This window comes from Streptomyces sp. NPDC001056 (assembly GCF_053598955.1).
Genome location: NZ_JBSFLI010000005.1, coordinates 113,513 through 131,739, shown reverse-complemented (window position 1 = coordinate 131,739; position 18,227 = coordinate 113,513). Strand labels below are relative to the sequence as shown.

General features: G+C 73.8%; 15 protein-coding genes. 7 read left to right on the top strand and 8 right to left on the bottom strand.

Translation table 11 applies throughout. The annotated features are described in order from the left end of the window. Positions 1-29: 29 nt before the first annotated feature. The 3 genes from ACWDD7_RS08400 to ACWDD7_RS08390 all read right to left on the bottom strand — a co-directional run bounded on the left by ACWDD7_RS08400 (position 30) and on the right by ACWDD7_RS08390 (position 5,483). A complete protein-coding gene (locus tag ACWDD7_RS08400) occupies positions 30-2,324 on the bottom strand; it encodes a prolyl oligopeptidase family serine peptidase (RefSeq protein WP_450456805.1) in 2,295 nt (764 codons plus the stop codon). Beyond that, complete coding sequence (locus ACWDD7_RS08395) at positions 2,300-4,081, bottom strand: N-acetylglutaminylglutamine amidotransferase (RefSeq protein WP_450456804.1); 1,782 nt, start codon at positions 4,079-4,081, stop codon at positions 2,300-2,302. Before ACWDD7_RS08395 ends, ACWDD7_RS08400 begins: the two co-directional genes overlap by 25 nt. Positions 4,082-4,331: 250 nt before the next feature. Further along, positions 4,332-5,483 carry a carboxylate-amine ligase gene (locus tag ACWDD7_RS08390; RefSeq protein ID WP_450456803.1) on the bottom strand — a complete coding sequence of 384 codons (1,152 nt, stop codon included), beginning with the start codon at positions 5,481-5,483 and terminating at the stop codon, positions 4,332-4,334. Between the two features lie 597 nt (positions 5,484-6,080). Between ACWDD7_RS08390 and ACWDD7_RS08385 the strand changes: the two genes are divergently transcribed. The 7 genes from ACWDD7_RS08385 to ACWDD7_RS08355 all read left to right on the top strand — a co-directional run bounded on the left by ACWDD7_RS08385 (position 6,081) and on the right by ACWDD7_RS08355 (position 12,857). Next, a complete protein-coding gene (locus ACWDD7_RS08385) occupies positions 6,081-7,262 on the top strand; it encodes a cellulose-binding domain-containing protein (protein WP_450456802.1) in 1,182 nt (393 codons plus the stop codon). A gap of 288 nt (positions 7,263-7,550) precedes the next feature. Continuing rightward, a complete protein-coding gene (locus tag ACWDD7_RS08380) occupies positions 7,551-8,213 on the top strand; it encodes a DUF4230 domain-containing protein (protein ID WP_450456801.1) in 663 nt (220 codons plus the stop codon). Between the two features lie 96 nt (positions 8,214-8,309). Further along, positions 8,310-8,900 (top strand): VanZ family protein, encoded by a 591-nt coding sequence (locus ACWDD7_RS08375; protein ID WP_450456800.1) that lies wholly within the window; start codon positions 8,310-8,312, stop codon positions 8,898-8,900. A gap of 188 nt (positions 8,901-9,088) precedes the next feature. Next, the gene (locus ACWDD7_RS08370) at positions 9,089-9,553 is read left to right on the top strand and encodes a universal stress protein (RefSeq protein ID WP_351865042.1); all 465 of its coding nucleotides are present in this window, start codon (positions 9,089-9,091) and stop codon (positions 9,551-9,553) included. Positions 9,554-9,889: 336 nt separating this feature from the next. Then, on the top strand, positions 9,890-11,092 hold the full coding sequence (locus tag ACWDD7_RS08365) for an NAD(P) transhydrogenase subunit alpha (RefSeq protein WP_450456799.1): 1,203 nt from the start codon (positions 9,890-9,892) through the stop codon (positions 11,090-11,092). A 19-nt stretch (positions 11,093-11,111) separates the two neighbouring features. Continuing rightward, on the top strand, positions 11,112-11,444 hold the full coding sequence (locus tag ACWDD7_RS08360) for an NAD(P) transhydrogenase subunit alpha (protein WP_351865046.1): 333 nt from the start codon (positions 11,112-11,114) through the stop codon (positions 11,442-11,444). Between the two features lie 3 nt (positions 11,445-11,447). Further along, positions 11,448-12,857, top strand: coding sequence for an NAD(P)(+) transhydrogenase (Re/Si-specific) subunit beta (locus ACWDD7_RS08355; RefSeq protein ID WP_450456798.1), 1,410 nt, complete (start codon positions 11,448-11,450; stop codon positions 12,855-12,857). Positions 12,858-13,161: 304 nt separating this feature from the next. Here ACWDD7_RS08355 and ACWDD7_RS08350 read toward each other — a convergent pair whose 3' ends face one another. The 5 genes from ACWDD7_RS08350 to ACWDD7_RS08330 are packed head-to-tail and all read right to left on the bottom strand — an operon-like array spanning position 13,162 to position 18,028. Continuing rightward, entirely contained in the window at positions 13,162-14,301 is a 1,140-nt protein-coding gene (locus ACWDD7_RS08350; protein ID WP_351865051.1) for a branched-chain amino acid ABC transporter permease, read from the bottom strand. Then, entirely contained in the window at positions 14,298-15,185 is an 888-nt protein-coding gene (locus ACWDD7_RS08345) for a branched-chain amino acid ABC transporter permease (protein ID WP_351865054.1), read from the bottom strand. Before ACWDD7_RS08345 ends, ACWDD7_RS08350 begins: the two co-directional genes overlap by 4 nt. Further along, entirely contained in the window at positions 15,185-15,985 is an 801-nt protein-coding gene (locus ACWDD7_RS08340) for an ABC transporter ATP-binding protein (RefSeq protein WP_450456909.1), read from the bottom strand. Before ACWDD7_RS08340 ends, ACWDD7_RS08345 begins: the two co-directional genes overlap by 1 nt. After that, positions 15,985-16,788, bottom strand: coding sequence for an ABC transporter ATP-binding protein (locus ACWDD7_RS08335; protein WP_351865057.1), 804 nt, complete (start codon positions 16,786-16,788; stop codon positions 15,985-15,987). Before ACWDD7_RS08335 ends, ACWDD7_RS08340 begins: the two co-directional genes overlap by 1 nt. Positions 16,789-16,792: 4 nt before the next feature. Next, complete coding sequence (locus ACWDD7_RS08330) at positions 16,793-18,028, bottom strand: substrate-binding domain-containing protein (RefSeq protein ID WP_450456797.1); 1,236 nt, start codon at positions 18,026-18,028, stop codon at positions 16,793-16,795. Between the last annotated feature and the right edge of the window lie 199 nt (positions 18,029-18,227).

Genomic DNA, 18,227 nt, shown 5'->3' with positions numbered 1-18,227 from the left:
GGGAGCCGGCACCGCACGCCCCGGGCCGGTCAGCCGCCCAGGTGCCGTTGCAGCCAGTCGGCCGCGGCGCGGCGGAAGAGCCGGCGGTTGTCGGCACGGAGGAACTCGTGCCCCTCCTCGCGCAGGGTGAGGAGTTCGGCGGTGAGGCCGCGCTCGCGTGCCGCCCGTACGAACTGCTCCGACTCCCCCGGCGGCACATTGGTGTCGTGCTCCCCGTGCACCGCGAACACCGGTGCCCGCAGCGCGTCGATGCGGGTCATCGGCGACAGCTCCCGCAGCAGTTCGCGGTCGTGTTCGGGATGGCCGTACTTGTGGGCCGCCGACTGCGCGATCCAGGGTTCGGTGCCCTCGAAGAACGTCGCCAGGTCCGACATGCCGCACACCGCGACGCCGGTGCGGAAGAGGTCCGGGTGCCAGACCAGGGAGGCGAAGGTGAGGTAGCCGCCGTACGAACGGCCCATCACCGCCAGCCGGGACGGATCGGCCGGGCCGGCCAGCACCGCGTGGGCGGTGCAGTCCGCCACGTCGTCGAGGGCGGCGAACCGGCCCCTGCCCAGGTCCGCGTCGACGAACGACCGGCCGTATCCGGAGGAGCCGCGCACGTCGGGCGCGAAGATGTCCAGGCCGCGCCCGAGGATCTCGTGGTACAGGGGGTTGAGGACCGGGCGCTCCTGGTCCTCGGGGCCGCCGTGCAGGTAGATGACGCAGGGCGCCGGTTCGCCGGGATCGCGCCCCGGCGCGCGGTAGTACCAGCCGTTCAGCGGCAGCCCGTCCCGGGCGGTGGGCCGCAGGGGTACCGGTCGCACGGGCGGCCGGCCGGGGGGAACGGCGTCCTCGTCCCGGGAGGACCACCGGGTGCGTACCGGGGTCGCGCCGTCGGGCAGCCACCAGATGCCGGGGCGGCGGCGGGACCCCGACAGGGCCAGCGCCAGCCGGTGGCCGGCGGCCGTGACGCGGGTGACCACCTCGTGGGGCAGGGTCACCTGCCGGTACGGGCCGGTCTCCGCGCCCGGCCAGGCGGACGGGTCCATGTCCAGGACCTCGACCTCGCTGATGCCCTGGACGTTCCAGGCGAGCACGGCGGTAGCGCCGTCACGGGCGCAGCGCAGCAGCTCCAGCTCGCTGCCCTGGCGCGCGGCACCGGTCGACCAGCCGCGCGGCCGCCCGTCCGGGTCGAGTTCGGCGGTGAGGAGGACGGCGAACTCCCGGTGGGCGTTGCTGCGCAGCCAGAGGGCGTCCGCGCGGGGTGAGAAGCTGCCGATCCACGGGTCCCCGTCGGCCACCGGCATCACACAGGTCGTCACACGGTCCGCGGTGCGCAGCACGACCGCCTCGCGCCGGCCGCGGGGTCCCCGGCGCAGCAGCGCGAGCGCCCCGTCGCGGCTGAGGTCGCACACGCGCAGCGTCGCCGCGTCCTTCACGGCGGCGATCAGGACGGGGGCGGCGGCGCCGTCGGGGTCGACGAGGTACGCCGACAGTCCGTCGCCGAAGCCGGTCGCCGGCGAGGGCGGTCTGCCGCCCGGGGCGCCGATCGTCGCCGCGCCGACCGTGACGGCGGCGGGTGACGGCAGGGCCGGACCGGGGTCCGTGTGGGGTGGCGGGCCGAGCAGCTCCGTCTCGCCCGCGCGGCCCTGCCAGTGGTCCGGCAGGCGGACGTCGGCCGGTGCGGGGTACGGACCTGTCCCGGCGTCCGGGACGGGGGCGGCGGAAGGGGCGGTGGGGACCGCGACGGTGACCGCGACCGCCGATCCGTCGTGCGCCCAGCAGCCCAGGTGGGCGGAGCTGCCCGGTTCGGTCCCGGCCAGGATGTGCCGGTCGCTGCCGTCGGGGCGGACGCACAGCACCCGGGTGTGCTCACCACCGCCGGGAGCCGTGGTGTAGGCGATCCAGCGGCCGTCGGGCGACCAGGACACCTCCCGCACGGGGTCCGGTCCGTCGTCGAGCAGCCGTACGGCGTCGCCGTCGACGGAGCCCGTCCAGAGCTGGGGCACCCCGCCCCGGTCGCAGATGAAGGCGAGCCGGGTGCCCGCCGGGTCGGCCGAGGGGTACCAGCAGCCGTGCGCGATGAGCCGCGTCGTCGCCTCGCGCGGCCCTGAGGCGTTCGGCAGCGGGACGGCGGCGGGCGCGGCGAAGGCGGTGGTACGGCCGTCGGGGGCGGGCGGGGGTGCGTCGGCGGTCCCCCCGGGGCCCTCCGGGTGCGTCGGGCGGGTCGGGTGCGTCCCCTCCGGGTGCACGGTGGAGGGCCGTTCGGCACCGTCCGTGCCGGCGTCGGGGACGCGTTCCGCGACGGGCTCCCCGGTCAGATTCCGTGCGTCTGAAGCCATATCTCCAGCAAAGCCACTTGCCACAGCGCGTTCGCTCCGCGCTTGGTGCGGTGTCGGTCGGGGGCCGCCAGGAGTCCGGCGACGTACGAGTCCTGGAACACGCCGCGCCGCTTCGCCTCCGGGGCGTTGAGCGCCTCGCGCACCCTTTCCAGGACGGGTCCGGCCATGTGGGTGATCGCCGGGACCGGGAAGTACCCCTTGGGACGGTCCACCACCTCGCGGGGCAGCAGTTTGCGCCCGGCCTCCTTCAGGACGCCCTTGCCGCCGTCGGCCAGCTTCAGCTCCGGCGGGCACGCGGCCGCCAGCTCCACCAGCTCGTGGTCCAGGAACGGCACCCGGGCCTCCAGGCCCCAGCCCATGGTCATGTTGTCGACCCGTTTGACCGGATCGTCCACCAGCATGACATGGGTGTCCAGGCGCAGTGCGGCGTCGAGCGCCGTCTCGGCCCCCGGCGCCGCCATGTGCGCGCGGACGAACCGGCCGGAGACGTCGTCCCGTGGCAGCATGTCCGGCCGCAGGATCGCGGCGAGGTCGGCGTGCGGCCGGTCGAAGTAGGTCTCGGCGTACCTCTCCGGCTCCTCCTCGCGGGCCGCGTCGGCCAGGCGCGGGTACCAGTGGTAGCCGGCGAAGACCTCGTCGGCGCCCTGTCCGCACTGGACGACCTTGACGTTCCGGGAGACCTGCTCGGACAGCAGGTGGAAGGCGACCACGTCATGGCTCGTCATGGGCTCGCTCATCGCCGCGACCGCCGCGTCCAGCGCCGTCGACACGCGCCGCGAGGGAACCAGCAGCTGATGGTGATCGGTGGCGAACTCCCGGGCCACCAGGTCGGAGTACCGGAACTCGTCCCCCTCGTCACCGGCCTCCGACTCGAAGCCCACGCTGAAGGTCGCCAGGTCCCGCTGCCCCTCGTCGGCCAGCAGGGCCACGATCAGGCTGGAGTCCAGTCCCCCGGACAGCAGGACCCCGACCGGCACATCGGCGACCATGCGCCGCTGCACGGCGGTGCGCAGCGCCTCCAGCACCGCGTCCCGCCACTCGGCGGGGCCCATGCCGGCGTGTTCCGGGCGGCGCGTGTACGACGGCTGCCAGTACCGGTGCTCCCGGAAGGTGCCGTCCGGCTCGACGACCCGCACGGTGGCCGGAGGGAGCTTGCGCACCCCCGCCAGCACGGTCCGGGGCGCGGCCACGGTCGCGTGCCAGCTGAGGTACTGGTGCAGGGCGGCCGGGTCCAGCGAGGTGTCGACGCCGCCGGCCGCGAGCAGGGCGGGCAGCGAGGAGGCGAAGCGCAGCCGCCCGGGGGTCTGCGCCAGGTACAGGGGCTTGATGCCGAGCCGGTCGCGGGCCAGGATCAGCCGGCCGGTCCGGTGCTCGACGAGGGCGAACGCGAACATGCCGTGGAAGCGGTCGACACAGGCGGTGCCCCACTGCCGGTACGCCGCGAGGACGACCTCGGTGTCGGAGGCGGACCCGAACCGGTGGCCGAGGGCCGTCAGTTCCGCCCGCAGCTCCTTGTAGTTGTAGACGCACCCGTTGAAGACGCCCGTGACCTCCCGCGCGGTGTCCGTCAGGGGCTGGGCCCCGCGCGCGGAGAGGTCGATGATCTTCAGACGGCGGTGGCCCAGGGCCACGGCGTCCCGCGACCAGACCCCCCGGCCGTCCGGGCCGCGGGCGGCGAGCCGGTCGCTCATCCGCTCGACGGCCGCCAGATCGGGCCGCGTGCCGTCGAAGCGCATCTCCCCGCTCAGGCCGCACATCCGGGACCACCTCCCCGCCACGGGTACGGGGCGCGCGGATCATGCGGGGCGCGCGGCGGCGAGGTCCGCGGTGGGGCGCCCCCCGACGCACGCGAGATCCACGGTGGGACGCCCTCCGACGTGTGGCCGGGACTGGTCGACACGGGGATGCCTCTCCTTCGCGACGAGAGTGTGTGATGGTGTTCGAGGTTCGGCAGAGGTCCTCTTGTGCGCCTCGGCCGGCCGCCGTCGCCCGCGAGGGCCCGGAAGGCTACGCGGCGGCCTGGCCCGGGGAGGCGACACGGCGGGCGGGGGCGGGACTCCGTGGGCGCGGGTGGTCCTCGCCCCGGGTCTCCGCGATCGCCAGGTCCGTACAGGCGAGCAGGTCGTCGTGGCGGGCCGTACGGCGGATGCGGTGGGCGGCGCTGCCGCTCGCGAGGGCCCGTTCGGCGAGGCCCCGGACGGTGGGCCAGTCCCCGGTGGCGTCGAGTGCCGGGCGCATCCGCTCCAGCAGGTCCCGGACGACCTGGGCCGCGGGCGCCTCGTGCCGGGTGCCGGGGTCGATCAGGGCTCCTTCGAGGCCCGACCGCGCGGCACGCCAGGCGGCGGCGCGCAGCCACTCGTGCCGGCCCGGGCAGGCGGGGACGTCCGTCGTCTCCAGCCGCTCGCGGGCCTCGGTGACCAGGGCGCGGAAGAGACCGGCGATCAGCACGACCGTCTCCGCGCGGGGACAGGCGTCGCAGATGCGCAGTTCGAGGGTCCGCTGGTGGGCCGAGGGGCGGATGTCGTAGTAGATCATCCCGGCGTCGCTGATGACGCCGGAGTCGAGCAGGCTCCGTACGACCGCGTCGTACGTGGCGGCGTCGGCGAAGCATCCCGGCGGGCCCGCGGTGGGCCAGCGCTGCCACACCATGGTCCGCCAGCTGGCGTAGCCGGTGTCGGCGCCCTGCCAGAAGGGGGAGCTGGCGGACAGGGCCAGCAGCACGTGCAGCCACGGGGAGACCTCGCACATGATCCGCACGGCCAGGTCCCGGTCGGGGACGTCGACGTGCACGTGGGTCCCGCAGATCAGCTGCTCGTCCGCGACCATGCGGTACTCGTCGACCATGCGGCGATAGCGGCGCCCGGCGGTGGGCCGGGTGTCCGCGGCGCGGGCCAGCGGGACGGTACCGGCGGCCACCACGGCCAGCCCGTGTGCGCTCGCCGCCGCGTCAAGCCGGCGCCTCGCGCCGGTCACATCGCCGTACAGGTCCGCAAGGGACTCGTGCACACCGCTGTTCGTCTCGACGACCGCCTGCTGCAACTCGGTCGTGAAGGCGGGCGCGGGAAGCCCTTCCAGCACGGTTTCGGCTCGCGGCGCGAGCAGGCCGGTCTCCACCTCGACGATGTGGAATTCCTCTTCCACTCCGATGCGAACGGTCACGCGCACTCCTAGGTGACGGGCGAACGCCGACTGCCTCGCCCGGGAACCGCCCCGTCGGCCCGCCGTGGGCGAACTGTGCACCTCCGACTTCCCACCAGGCCCCTCGTTAACCAACGGCCACCGCGGAGCCACCACGGAGAGGACGCCGCGGCGGACGAACGCGGTCCGGAGCACCTCCGGCGCCCGACGCCCGCATGGACCACCTTCACCCCTCGCCCGCGCTTTCGCGAGCCGGTGCCGGGGCCGACGCGGTCTTCTCGGCTCGGCTCACGCGCCCGACGGCTGGGGTCCCGGCCGCCCCGGCGGCGCCCCGCGGCCGGATCCGCCCCGGCGCCGTCACCCCCGACGGCCGCGCCCCCCGGGGAGCGTCGGTGACCTTGCCGTACGGCCGCAGGAACGGTGCCCCTGCTTCGCCGGAGCGTCGTTCCCGCCGCGGCGGACGGTGCGGCACGCGGCCGGGCCTCGTGGCGCGGCGGGCGGACCGGGATCCCGGTGCATTGACAGCGCGCGGTCCGAGTAGTTGTCATGTATGGGAGCGCTCCCATGTTCTCCATGTCCTGGTCGGTACTCCTCCTTCCCCGTGTCCCGGAGGCAACCATGCGCACTCTCGTCACACGATTACGGCATCGACCCCGGGCCCTGGCGGTGCTGGCGGCCTTCTCGGCCGTCGGGCTGCTGCTGTCCGCTTTCGTCGCGGCGCCTCCCAGCAACGCCGCGGACGCCGGCTGCCAGGTCGACTACACGGTCGACCAGTGGTCAGGTGGCTACACCGCCGCGATCAAGGTCACCAACCTCGGCCCGGCGATCACCGGTTGGCGTCTGACCTGGACGTACGGCGGTGACCAGAAGGTGACTTCGGCCTGGAACGCCACCGTTTCCCAGAGCGGCGACGCCGTCACCGCCACGGACACCGGATGGAACGGCGGCCTGGCGACGGGCGGTTCCGCCGACTTCGGCGTCCAGGGGACCTACCAGTCCTCGAACCCCACACCGACCGACTTCGCGGTCAACGGCGTGTCCTGCGGCGGCGGCACGACGCCGACCGATCCGGGAACGCCGACCAGCCCGCCGCCGACGACTCCGCCGCCCAGCGGTGACTGCGGTGGGGCCGTGCTCTGCTCCGGGTTCGAGGACCAGAGCGGTGCCACGCCCTCCGGCGCCTGGCGGTTCGCGGCACCCGACTGCCAGGGCACCGGTACGGTCACGGTCGACAGCTCCGTCGCGCACAGCGGCGGCAAGTCGATGAGGGTGGACGGCAAGGGCGGTTACTGCAACCACGCCTTCGTCGCCACGACAGCCGACCTGTCGTCGGTGGGCCCCCTGTACATCCGGATGTGGGTACGGCACACCACCGCGCTCCCCACCGGGCATGTCGCCTTCGTCTCCATGCCCGACAGCTCCCAGGGCGGCAAGGCGCTGCGGATCGGCGGCCAGAACGGCGCCCTGCAGTGGAACCGGGAGATCGACGACGCCACCCTGCCCGCCCAGAGCCCGGCCGGCGTGGCCCAGAGCACGCCGCTGCCGACCGGAAGCTGGCAGTGCCTGCGCTTCATGATCGACACGTCCGACGGCGACCTCGACACCTGGCTCGGCGACCAGCAGGTACCCGGCCTGCACGCGGACGGTGTCCCCACCGCGGACATCGACCAGCAGTGGCTGTCCCGCACCACCGCACCCCGCCCCACCGGTCTGCGCCTCGGCTGGGAGAGCTACGGCGGTGGTGACGACACCCTGTGGTTCGACGACGTGGCCGTCGGCTCCTCGCCCGTCGGCTGCTGATCAGCCGTCGGAACAAGGCGGCACCGGCGCGGCACCACCCGTGCCGCCCGTCGTGTCCCGGCCGGGAGACGACAGGCGGCACGATGTCCCCACAGGCACCTCCGGGCGAACCGCACCCGCGGGAGACACGCCGTCGTCACAGGTGCGCGCCGAGGCATACCGCACCCTGACCGTCGCCGGCGCGGGCCGGGTCGCCCGCGCCGCCTGCGCCGGGACGGCCTTTCGTCAACTCGCGTGTCTGGCGGCGGCTTTGGGGGGCATCCGGACAGCAGGAAGGAGGGCTGCCGGATGACGACTCCCCTCAGCCGCCCGCAGAGGCGCATGCCCGGCTGGGCGAAGGCCGTGACCGCCTTCGTGCTGGTGCTCGCGCTGCTGTTCGCCGGGATCGGGCTCGCCGTGCTCCCGGGTGTCCAGGACCTGTTCGGCACGCGGACGCACGACCGTTCGGGTCCCGCTCTCCTGAAGTCCGTCAAGGACATGAGCCGTTACGACGCGGCCTCGGGCACCTTCCAGGTCGTCGTCGACCTGGAGAAGGACACCGCGTACCTGCCGGACGCCGTTCGCGGCACCCGCACCCTGTACGTCGGCGCCGGCACCGTGGACGCCTACGTGGACCTCGGCGAGGTCGAGGACGAGGACGTGACGGTGAACAAGGACCGTACGTCGGCCACTTTGCGGCTCCCGCACGCACGACTGGGCAGGCCGGCCCTGGACGCCGACCACTCCTACGCCGTCTCCAAGCAGCGCGGACTGCTCGACCGGCTGGGCGACCTGTTCTCGGACAACCCCAACAGCGAGCACGCCGTGCAGAAGCTCGCCGTGTCCCGCATCGGCGAGGCCGCCAGGCGCAGCGGACTGACCGCACGGGCCGAGACCAACACCGCGGACATGCTGGAGGGTCTGCTGCACTCGCTCGGCTTCACGGAGGTGCACGTCTCCTACGGGTCCTGACACGCACGCGCCCCGCCCGCGCCGCCGCGCCCGGCATCCCGCCGCCCCCCTGGTGACCGCCCTGCCCCTCAGGGCCGCTGACGACTGGAGGACCGAATGGCTCGTCCCGCTCGATACGTGCGCGCAGGCCGCTCGCACCCGACGAGTCGCCTTGCCCGGTTCGGCCGCCGGTTCCGGAGCGGGACAGGAGCGGACTCCCGTGAGGCGACACCGGCCGCCACTCGCCGCCGGCATGTGCTCGCGCTGCCGGTCCGGATACTGGCGACGCTGTGCGCCTTCGTCCTCATGGTGGCCTTCGCCGTCGTACTGGCCAGGATCACCCTGGAGCCGTCCCCGGCCTCGGCCTCCCTGGCGCACAGCAACCTGCACCCCGGCCGCTCCCTCAAGGCCTATCTGGACCAGCCCGAACTGCGGGACGCCGTCAAGCAGATCGGCGGCAACATCGTGCTGGGCGTGCCGTTCGGCGTACTGCTGCCGGTGCTCGCGCCGGGGGCCCGGGGCATCTGGCGGGTCCTGCTGACGACCGCGACCGTGATGCTGCTGGTGGAGACGGTCCAGGGCGCCCTGGTCACCGGGCGGGCCTTCGACGTGGACGACGTCATCCTCAACACGTCCGGCGCGTTGGTCGGTTACCTGCTGATGGGCCGCAGGCTGGGGCGGGTGCACGACCGCCGCGAGAGCGCCTGACACGAACGTCCGAGCAGGCGGGACGCGCGGGAGAGACGACCGGTCCGGGCGCCGGAGGGCGGCTGGTCCCGGCCGGTGCGTCCCGCCGAGCCGAGCGGTGCGGACCACCGCCCCGTGAAGTGGCGGCCGCCCCCGGTCACGGAGATGGTGGAGCAAGGTGACGTCTACGACCAGGCGGGAACGACGTGATGAACAACGAGGCTGCACCCCCTGCGCGCATCGTGGTGGGCGTCGATGGCTCCGAACAGTCGAAAGCGGCTCTCCGATGGGCGGTGAACCAGGCGAAGCTGGTCGGCGGCGCTGTCGACGCGGTCCTCGCCTGGGACCTCCCGACGCGCTGGCACGGCCTCGTCCCGCCCACGCAGAAGGAGATGGGTGACTACGAGGAGCACATGCGCAAGGTCCTGGACGAGGCGATCGACGAGGCCCTCGGGCCGGGGCCGGGACGGCCGGTCGCGCTCCGCACCACCTCGGTCCACGGGCATCCGGCCGCCGTGCTGCTCGATGCCGCCGCGGGAGCGGACCTGCTGGTCGTGGGCAACCGAGGGCGCGGCGAGTTCCGCGAGACGCTGCTGGGCTCGGTCGGCATGCACTGCGTACAGCACGCTCCCTGCCCCGTCGTCGTGATCCGGGGCTCCGGCCGGGAAACCTGAGGAGGGCCCGTACGCCCCGCGTCGCCCGGTGGGCCGGCCCGCCGCGACCGGATCGCCGGTTCGCGGAAGGCGGGGGCGCGTCCCGGGTCCGCCGCACGAGGTGCGTCCGGTGGGTCGTGGTGCGAGGCTTGCGTGGACGCGCGGTTTCGTCGCCCACAGCCCGGCGGCCTGATTCCGCGCGTCCTGGCCGGCAGGTGCGCAGCGGGGGCGGTTCCGCGGACGGCCGGAGGCGCCTGGTCGCCTCCCGCCCGGTCGTCCGAACGGGGAACGACCGGGCCGCCGTACCCCGCACGAGTGTCCGTGCCCTGGAGCACACGAGACAGTGAAGAAGGCTCTATGAGCGTCCTTCGAGGAGCGATCACGGCGGGGGTTCTGAAGGAGTCCGCGGCTGAGGAGAACCGGGTGGCCATGACACCCGAGGGCCTGCGCCGGCTGACGTCGCGCGGAATCGAGGTCCTCGTGGAGTCGGGCGCCGGAGAGCGCGCCTGGTATCCGGACGCGGCGTACAAGGAGGCCGGAGCGCGGGTCTCCTCGCGCGACGAGGTCGTCGGCGGCTCCGATGCCCTGCTGGCCGTCGGACCTCCCCCGGACGATCTCGCCGGGCGGTTGCGCGGGGGACAGTTCCTGCTGGCGCTGCTGCGGGCCCGCACGTCGCCACGGCTCGTCGGGCGACTGCGGGACGCGGGCGCGGTGGCGATCGGCCTCGACCTGCTCCCCCGCACGCTGAGCGGCGCCCAGTCGATGGACGCCCTGACGTCGCAGGCCAACGTGGCGGGATACAAGTCGGTGCTGCTCGCCGCGGACGTCTTCGCCGGGTACCTGCCGATGCTGATGACCGCGGCCGGCACCGTACCGCCCGCGAAGGTCCTCGTCCTGGGGACGGGCGTCGCCGGGCTCCAGGCGATCGGGACCGCACACCGGCTCGGCGCGCGGGTGTCGGCGTACGACGTCCGCCCGGCGGCCAGGCCCGAGGCGGAGTCCCTGGGCGCGGTCTTCCTCGACCTGGGCACGCCCTCGGGCGAGGGCGAAGGGGGCTACGCCCGCGAGCTGTCGGCCGAGGAGCAGCAGGCGCAGCGTGCGTCGCTGCGCGACCACATCACCGAGCACGACATCGTCATCACCACGGCTCAGGTTCCCGGTCGCAAGCCGCCCCTGCTCGTGAGCGCGGACTCCGTGGCCGCCATGCGGCCCGGCTCGGTGGTCGTGGACCTCGGGGCGAGCGCGCTGGGCGGGAACGTCGAGGGCTCCGAGCCGGGCAGGTCGGTCGTCACGGACAACGGCGTCACCGTCATCGGCGCGCCGGACCTGCCGTCGCGGGTGCCCCGTGCGGCGTCCACCGCGTACGCGCGCAACGTGTCCGACCTGCTGCTGCACTTCGTCCGGGACGGGAGTCTGCGTGTCGATCCGGACGACGCCATCGATGCCGCCGTGGTCGTCACCGGCCTGCCACCGGTCGCCCCGCCGGCCCCCGCGGGCGGCACGGGGGACGCGACGCCGGCCACGGGCGGCCCCCGGTCGAACCGGGAGACACGACGATGAGCGACCGGGGAGTACGACGATGAGCACGAGCCTTCTCATCGACATCACGGTCCTGGTGCTGAGCGTCCTCGTCGGTTTCGAGGTCATCAGCAAGGTCCCCGCCACCCTGCACACCCCGCTGATGTCCGCGGCGAACGCCATCCACGGCGTCGTGCTCGTCGGCGTCATCACGGTGGCCGGACTCGCGGACGGCCCGCTCGCCCGCGCGCTGGTGACGCTCGCTGCCGTCTTCGCGGCGATGAACGTGGTCGGCGGCTTCGTGGTCACCGACCGGATGCTCGGCATGTTCCGCGACGCGCCTTCCGCCGACCCGGCACCGGCGCCTCCTGCCGCGGACGACCGCGCGGGGTGACCGGTGAGCACCTTCGACACGGCGACCTGGTTCGTCTATCTGGCCTGCGCGGTCTGCTTCGTGACCGGCCTGCATCTCATGAACGCCCCGCACACCGCGCGGCGGGGGAACCTGCTGTCCGCCGGCGCCATGGCCGTGGCCGTCTGCACGGCCGTCGCGCGCGCCGTGCATGCCGGCGGCACCGACACGGTCGTATGGTTCCTGCTGGCCGCGGGCGTCGCGGTGGGTTCCGCCGCCGGTGTCGTCCTCGCCCGCCGGGTCAGGATGACGGCCATGCCCCAGCTCGTCAGCCTGTTCAACGCCGTCGGCGGTGGCGCGGCCGTGCTGATCTCGCTGACCCAGGCGCTGACCGGCCGCGGGGCCGGCCTGCCCGGCCGGGTGAGCGTGCCGCTGGTGCTGGGGCTCGCGATCGGCTCCGTCACGCTCAGCGGTTCACTCGTCGCCGCCGGAAAGCTCCAGGGACTGGTCTCGGGCGCGCCGGTACGCATCCCGGGCCGGCGTGCGCTGGGCGCGGTGTCCCTTCTCGCCGCTCTCGGCACGGCGGTGTGGTTCGTCGTCGATCCGGGCGACGACGCCTCCGTGTTCGTACTCCTCGTCGTGGCGCTGGCGTACGGGCTGCTGCTGGCCCTGCCCATCGGCGGCGCCGACATGCCCGTGGTGATCTCCCTGCTCAACGCGTTCACGGGCCTGGCCGTGGCGATGGCGGGCCTGGTGGTCGACGACCTCGTCCTCATCATCGCCGGGGCGCTGGTGGGGGCGGCCGGGTCGATCCTGACCGGCCTGATGGCGAAGGCGATGAACCGCTCCGTCGGTGCGATCGTCGCCGGTGGATTCGGTACCTCCGGCGGCACGGGCCCGTCCGGCCCGGCGGCGGGCCGCCCCGTCCACATCACGGAGGCGGACGACGCCGCCGTGCAACTCGCCTACGCGCACAAGGTCGTCATCGTCCCCGGGTACGGCCTGGCCGTGGCGCACGCCGAGCACGAGGTCGCCGCACTCGCGCGGTTCCTCGGCGAGCGCGGTACCGACGTCGCCTTCGCCATCCACCCGGTGGCGGGCCGTATGCCCGGCCACATGAACGTGCTCCTCGCGGAGGCGAACGTGCCCTATGAACGGTTCATCGACATGGAGCAGGCCAACGCGCGGTTCGCGCAGACCGACGTCGCCCTCGTCGTCGGCGCCAACGATGTGACGAACCCGGCGGCCCGCCGCCCCGGGACGGCGATCTCGGGCATGCCGATCCTCGACGTGGACGCGGCGAAGAGCATCGTCGTGATCAAACGGTCCCTGGGGCACGGCTACGCGGGAATCGACAACGACCTGTTCACGAACCCCAGGACCAGCATGTTCTTCACCGACGCCAAGGCGGGACTGACGGCCCTGCTCAGCTCGGTCAGGACCCTCACCGGCTGAGGCGAAGGACCGGAGGTCGAACGGGCCGGCCGATTCGTCGTACCGGTACACCGCCCCGGCTTCTTCGAACGGGAACACAGGGTCGAGGGCCGGTCGTCACCGATGCGCGGTGACGACGTCGTTCATCGCGGTGAACCGGGCGCCACGGCCGACGGCCGACGCCCGGACCGCGGCGGCGGCGCACACTCCGATGGCGTGCTCGTGGCCGTCCGGCCCGAGCCGCGGATCCGGGGCGTGGCCCCCGCGCCAGGCCCAGGGCGGACCTGCCCCGCCCGGGGGGGAAGGACCGACCTGGGACCGTTCGTCACGCCGGGGCCTCCTCCCGGCGGGCGGCGAGCCGGGACGTGCGGGCCGTACGGGCCGTACGCAGCCGGGCCGGGAGCCGCGCGACGCCACCGGGCAGCAGGTAGATCACCGCGACGAACAGCGCGCCGAGCAGGAACAGCGGCTGCGAGAGCGGCACCCGCACCACGGAGGGCAGACCGGCGACCGCGCCGGAGCCGGCCAGATCACCGAGCCGGTGGTCGGCCCAGGTGTAGAGGATGCCCCCGACCATGGGTCCCCACCGGGTGCCCGAACCGCCCAGCACCACCATCACCAGCAGGGACAGGGTGAAATCGGAGGTCGTCGTCTGCGGGGTGGCGCCGCCGGTCAGCGGCAGGTACACGATGCCGCCGAGCGCGGCCAGGGTGCCGGCCAGGACGAAGGCGACCAGCTTGTAGCCGTACGGGCGCAGCCCCAGCACCTCCACCCGGCGCTCGTTCTCCTTGATGCCCTCCCAGACCCTTCCGGTGGGCGAGCGGACCGCCCACTGCACGACGACCAGCGCCACCACGAGGTAGGCCAGGGCGATCCAGTACAGGTTGGCGGTGTGCTCGATGCCGACCAGCGAGGCGGGCAGCCGGTCCGCGGGCGCGGCCCTGCCCTCCTCACCGCCCGTGACGCCTCCGGGGTCGCGCTGCACGAGGATCGACGCGGCCTGCGCGAAGGCGAGCGTCACCATGGAGAACCCGATGCCGCTGACCCGCAGGCTGACCGCGCCCAGCAGCGCGGACAGCACCACGCCGGCGAGCAGGCCGAGCAGCGCCGACACGGCGAACGGCAGGCCCGCTTCCAGCATGACGGTGTTGGTGACGTAGGTGCCCGCGGCGAAGTAGAGCGCGTGACCGAAGGACAGCAGTCCGGTGCGGCCGAGCAGCAGGTCGTAGCCGGTGGCCAGGCCGCCGAACAGGAGGCACAGGGCGAGCAGTTGCAGGTTGCCCGGACTGCCGATCGGGCCGTCGAGCAGACCCGGCAGCGGCAGCGCGCTGTAGGGCAGCGTGAACAGGACCAGCAGCATCAGGGCCGGCCACCAGCGGGTGGCTCGCCGTAGCCGCTCGGAGCGGCCGGCGACGGGGTGGTCCGCCGCGCGGTCCCGGCCGCGCGGCTGGGTGGCGGTGGTCATGCGAGCCTCCCGGTGAGCCCCCGCGGTCTGACGAGCAGCAGGGCGGCGAGCAGGACGACGACGGCGACGTCGCCGAGTCCCGCGGTGGTGTAGTAGTTGGCGAACTGCTGGACGAGGCCCACGGCCACCGAGGCCAGCGCGGCACCGGTGAGCGAGCCCATGCCGCCCGTCACGACGACCACGAAGGCGAAGATGAGCAGGGAGGTGCCCTGGCCGGGGTCGACGGAGCCGAAATAGAGGCCGCCGATGGCGCCGCCGAGGGCCGCTGCCGCGCCGCCGATGGCGAAGACGAGGGTGAAGGCCCGGCGCACATCGATGCCGAGCGCGGTGACCATGGCCCGGTCCTCCACGCCCGCGCGGACGACCAGTCCGTGCCGGGTGCGGCCGAGGAACAGCTTGAGCGCGGCCAGCACCACCAGGGCCACACCGATCAACACCGGCCGGTTGAGCGGTACTTCGGCGCCCAGCAGGCCGAACGTGCCGGAGAGTGCCTTCGGCCCGGGGAAGGGCCGGGCGTCGGCCCCCCAGATCGCGGACAGCAGGGCCGGTACGGCCAGGCCCACGCCCACCGTGGCGAGGATCTGCTCGCGGGGGCGGGTGTAGAGCGGGCGGATGACGGCGACTTCGAGCAGCACGGCGGCGATGGTGCCCACCGCGGTGCCGAACACGACGGCGAGGGCGAACCCGGCCCCTCCGGTTCCGGCACCGGGAAGGTGGCCGGAGGCGGCCCACCACGTGCCGTAGGCGCCGACGGACAGCAGGGCGCCGTGGGCGAAGTTGAGCACGTCCATCAGCCCGAAGATCAGCGACAGGCCGGAGGCGATCAGGAAGTACAGGGCGCCCAGGCCGAGTCCCGTGAAGGTGAGCAGCACGACGGTGGCCATCAGGCGTCCGCCTCCGTGGTCCGGGCGGCGGGACGCGCCGCGGTGCGAGCGGGCGGGCCGGCCGGCGTCCTCGCGGGGCCGCCGTGGCCGGCGCTGCCGACGCCGAGCAGCCGGCGGGCCGCCTCGGCGTCGGCGAGCAGGTCGAGGGCCGGCCCCTGGTGCGCGGTGCGGCCGTCGGCGAGCACCACGCAGTGTCGGGCGAGACGGCGCACCACGGCGAGGTTCTGCTCCACGAGCAGCACGGGCACCGCCTCGGCGGCGCGTTCCAGCGCCTGGGCGACCTCGGTGACGACCTTGGGCGCAAGGCCCTTGGTGGGTTCGTCGGCGATGATGAGCCGGTTGCCGTTGAGCAGGGTCCGGGCGATGGCGACCATCTGCTGCTGACCGCCGGACAGGGTGCCGGCGGCCTGCCGGGCGCGTCGTCTCAGCTCCGGGAAGAGCTCGTGCACCAGGTCGTAGGCCGGTTCACCGGCGCCGGGCCGCTCGGCCAGGCGCAGGTTCTCGGCCACGCTGAGGGCGGCGAAGACCGCGCGGTCCTCGGGTGCGTAGCCGATGCCGCGGCGCACCAGGGCGTGGGTGGCCTGACGCACCGTCTCCTCGCCGGCCAGCAGCACGCTGCCGGTGCGCGGGACCAGCCCGAGGATGCCGCGCACGGTGGTCGTCTTGCCCGCTCCGTTGCGCCCCAGCAGGGCGGTGGTGCCGGACGCGGCCACCTCCAGGTCGACTCCGTGCAGGATGTGCCTGCCCCCGATCACGACCCGCAGGTCGCGCACGGTCAGCAGGGGTGTCGGGGTGGATATCACAACTCCTCCCCGAGATAAGCCTGTTGCACGGTGGGGTCGGCCATCACGGCCTGCGGGGTGTCCAGCGCCAGCAGCGTGCCGTGATGCATCACGGCCAGCCGGTCGGCCAGACCGAGCAGTACGTCCATGTGGTGCTCGACCATGAGCACGGTGCGCCCCTCTTCCTTGTGCAGCGACCGGATGAGTTCGGTCAGGGCGGGCACCTCCTCGGCGCTCACACCCGCCATCGGTTCGTCGAGCAGCATCAGCCGGGGCTCGCCGACGAGCAGGACCGCGAGTTCCAGCTTGCGCTTCTCGCCGTGTGACAGGGCGTCGGCGCAGGTGTCCGCGCGGTGCGCGAGCTGGGTGCGGGCCAGTATCCCCTCGACCCGCTCCGGGTAGGTGTCGGCACGGCGCCAGACCCGGTACGACCCGCCGTCGGCGGCCTGGGCCGCCAGGCCCACATGGTCGGCGACGGTCATGCCCGGCCACAGGCTGGAGGTCTGGAAGGTGCGCCCGAGGCCGCGCCGGGCCCTGGCGTAGGCGGCCTCCGCGGTGATGTCGCGGCCGTCCAGTTCGATCGTGCCCCGGGAGACCGGACTGAGCCCGCTCACCAGGTTGAACAGCGACGTCTTTCCCGCCCCGTTGGGGCCGATGAAGGCCAGGAACTCGCCTTCGCGGACATCGAAGGAGACGGAGTCGACGATGGTCGCGCCACCGACCGTCCAGCCGATGTCGCGCAGCCGGAGCACGGGCGCCGGGGAGGTGCGGTCGCCCCCGGCCCCCGCGGCGCTCGGTGACGTCGTCTTCGAGGAGGACATCCGCTCAGCCCGCCGTCCCGGCGGCCGGTGGGGCGACCGCTGTCATCGGGATGCCGTCGAGCAGTTCGGGCCGGGCGGCGCTGCCGCTGCCCTTGAGCCGGGCCGTGAACATCGGCTGGAGCAGGGCGTGGTCCGCCGCGCGGATCTCCTCCTTGCCCTTGGGACCGTCGAAGCTCCAGCCCTCCAGCGCCTTGGCCATGGCCGCGGTGTCGGTGGCGCTGCCGGAGTCGATCGCGTGCACGATCATCTGGGCGGCGGTGAAGCCGTCCGGGCTGAACAGGTCGGGGGTTCCGCCGGCCTTGGTGATGCCGTCGAGCATGGCCTTCTCCACCGGGTTGCCGCCCCCGGCGCCGGGGAAGTAGTGCGCGAGGAAGGAGACCTTGGAACCGGCCGGACCGAAGATCGGGTACGAGGCGGTGCCGGCGAGCCCGGTGACGACCTTGCTCGCGTCCAGCACGCCCTGCTGGTTCAGCGCGGTCCACAGCGCCGGGGCGCTGGCACCGGCCCAGGCGACGAACACCAGGTCGGGCTTGCCGGCCCTGGTCTGCCGGGCGAAGGGGGTGAGGTCGGTGGCGCTCGGCGGGGCGAGTACGGAGCCGACGTGCGCCCCCTTCTTGCCGAGCACCGCCTTCACCGCGGCCACGTTGGCCTGCCCGAACGCGGAGTTCTGGGCGAGTACGGTGACCTTCTTGCCCTTGGGGTCGCCGAGGAGGGTTCCGGCGGCGAGGATGTCCTGGTAGGACTGCCGGCCCGAGCGGAAGGTGTAGGCGTTGGCACCGGTGACCTCGTCGGTGGCGGCGGGGCCGCTGACGTAGAGCACCTTGTTCTGCGCGGCCAGCGGCGCCATCTGGAGCGCCACCCCGGAGTCGGTGGTGCCCGCGAGGACCTTGTAGCCCTCGCCGACGAGGGTCTTGGCCGCGGCGACGGCCTTGGCCGGGTCGCCCGCGTCGTCCTGCTCGGTGACCTCGATGGGGTGGCCGCCGGCCTTGTTCGTCCCGTGCGTCGCGTAGGCCAGGCCCGCCTTGAAGCCCTGCTCGTACTGCTTGCCGTAGGCGGCGAGCGGTCCGCTGCGGGAGTAGACCAGCCCCACCTTGACCGGAGCGGTCGCGCTGTCCGAACCGGTGGACCCGGTACCGGCGGTGCCGGCCGAGGAACAGCCCGCGATCAGGGCGCCTGCGGCCAGCAGGGTGAGTGCGCGAACGGATCTGCTTCTGAGGGTGCCGGTGACGCTGGAACGCATGATGAGCGGCTCCTGACAGTGTCGCCCGTCCGTCGCGCGGGTTCCGCCGCCCTGTCCGGGGCGGCGGCCTCCTGTGCGAGGACGGGAGCGGTGCGTGGTTGCCGGAACCCTAGGAGCGCCGTGCGGCGGGCGGCATGTTGTCGGTCACCGCTCTTCGGGCCCCGGTCATGGCACCGGCACACATGGTCGGTTGCGACCG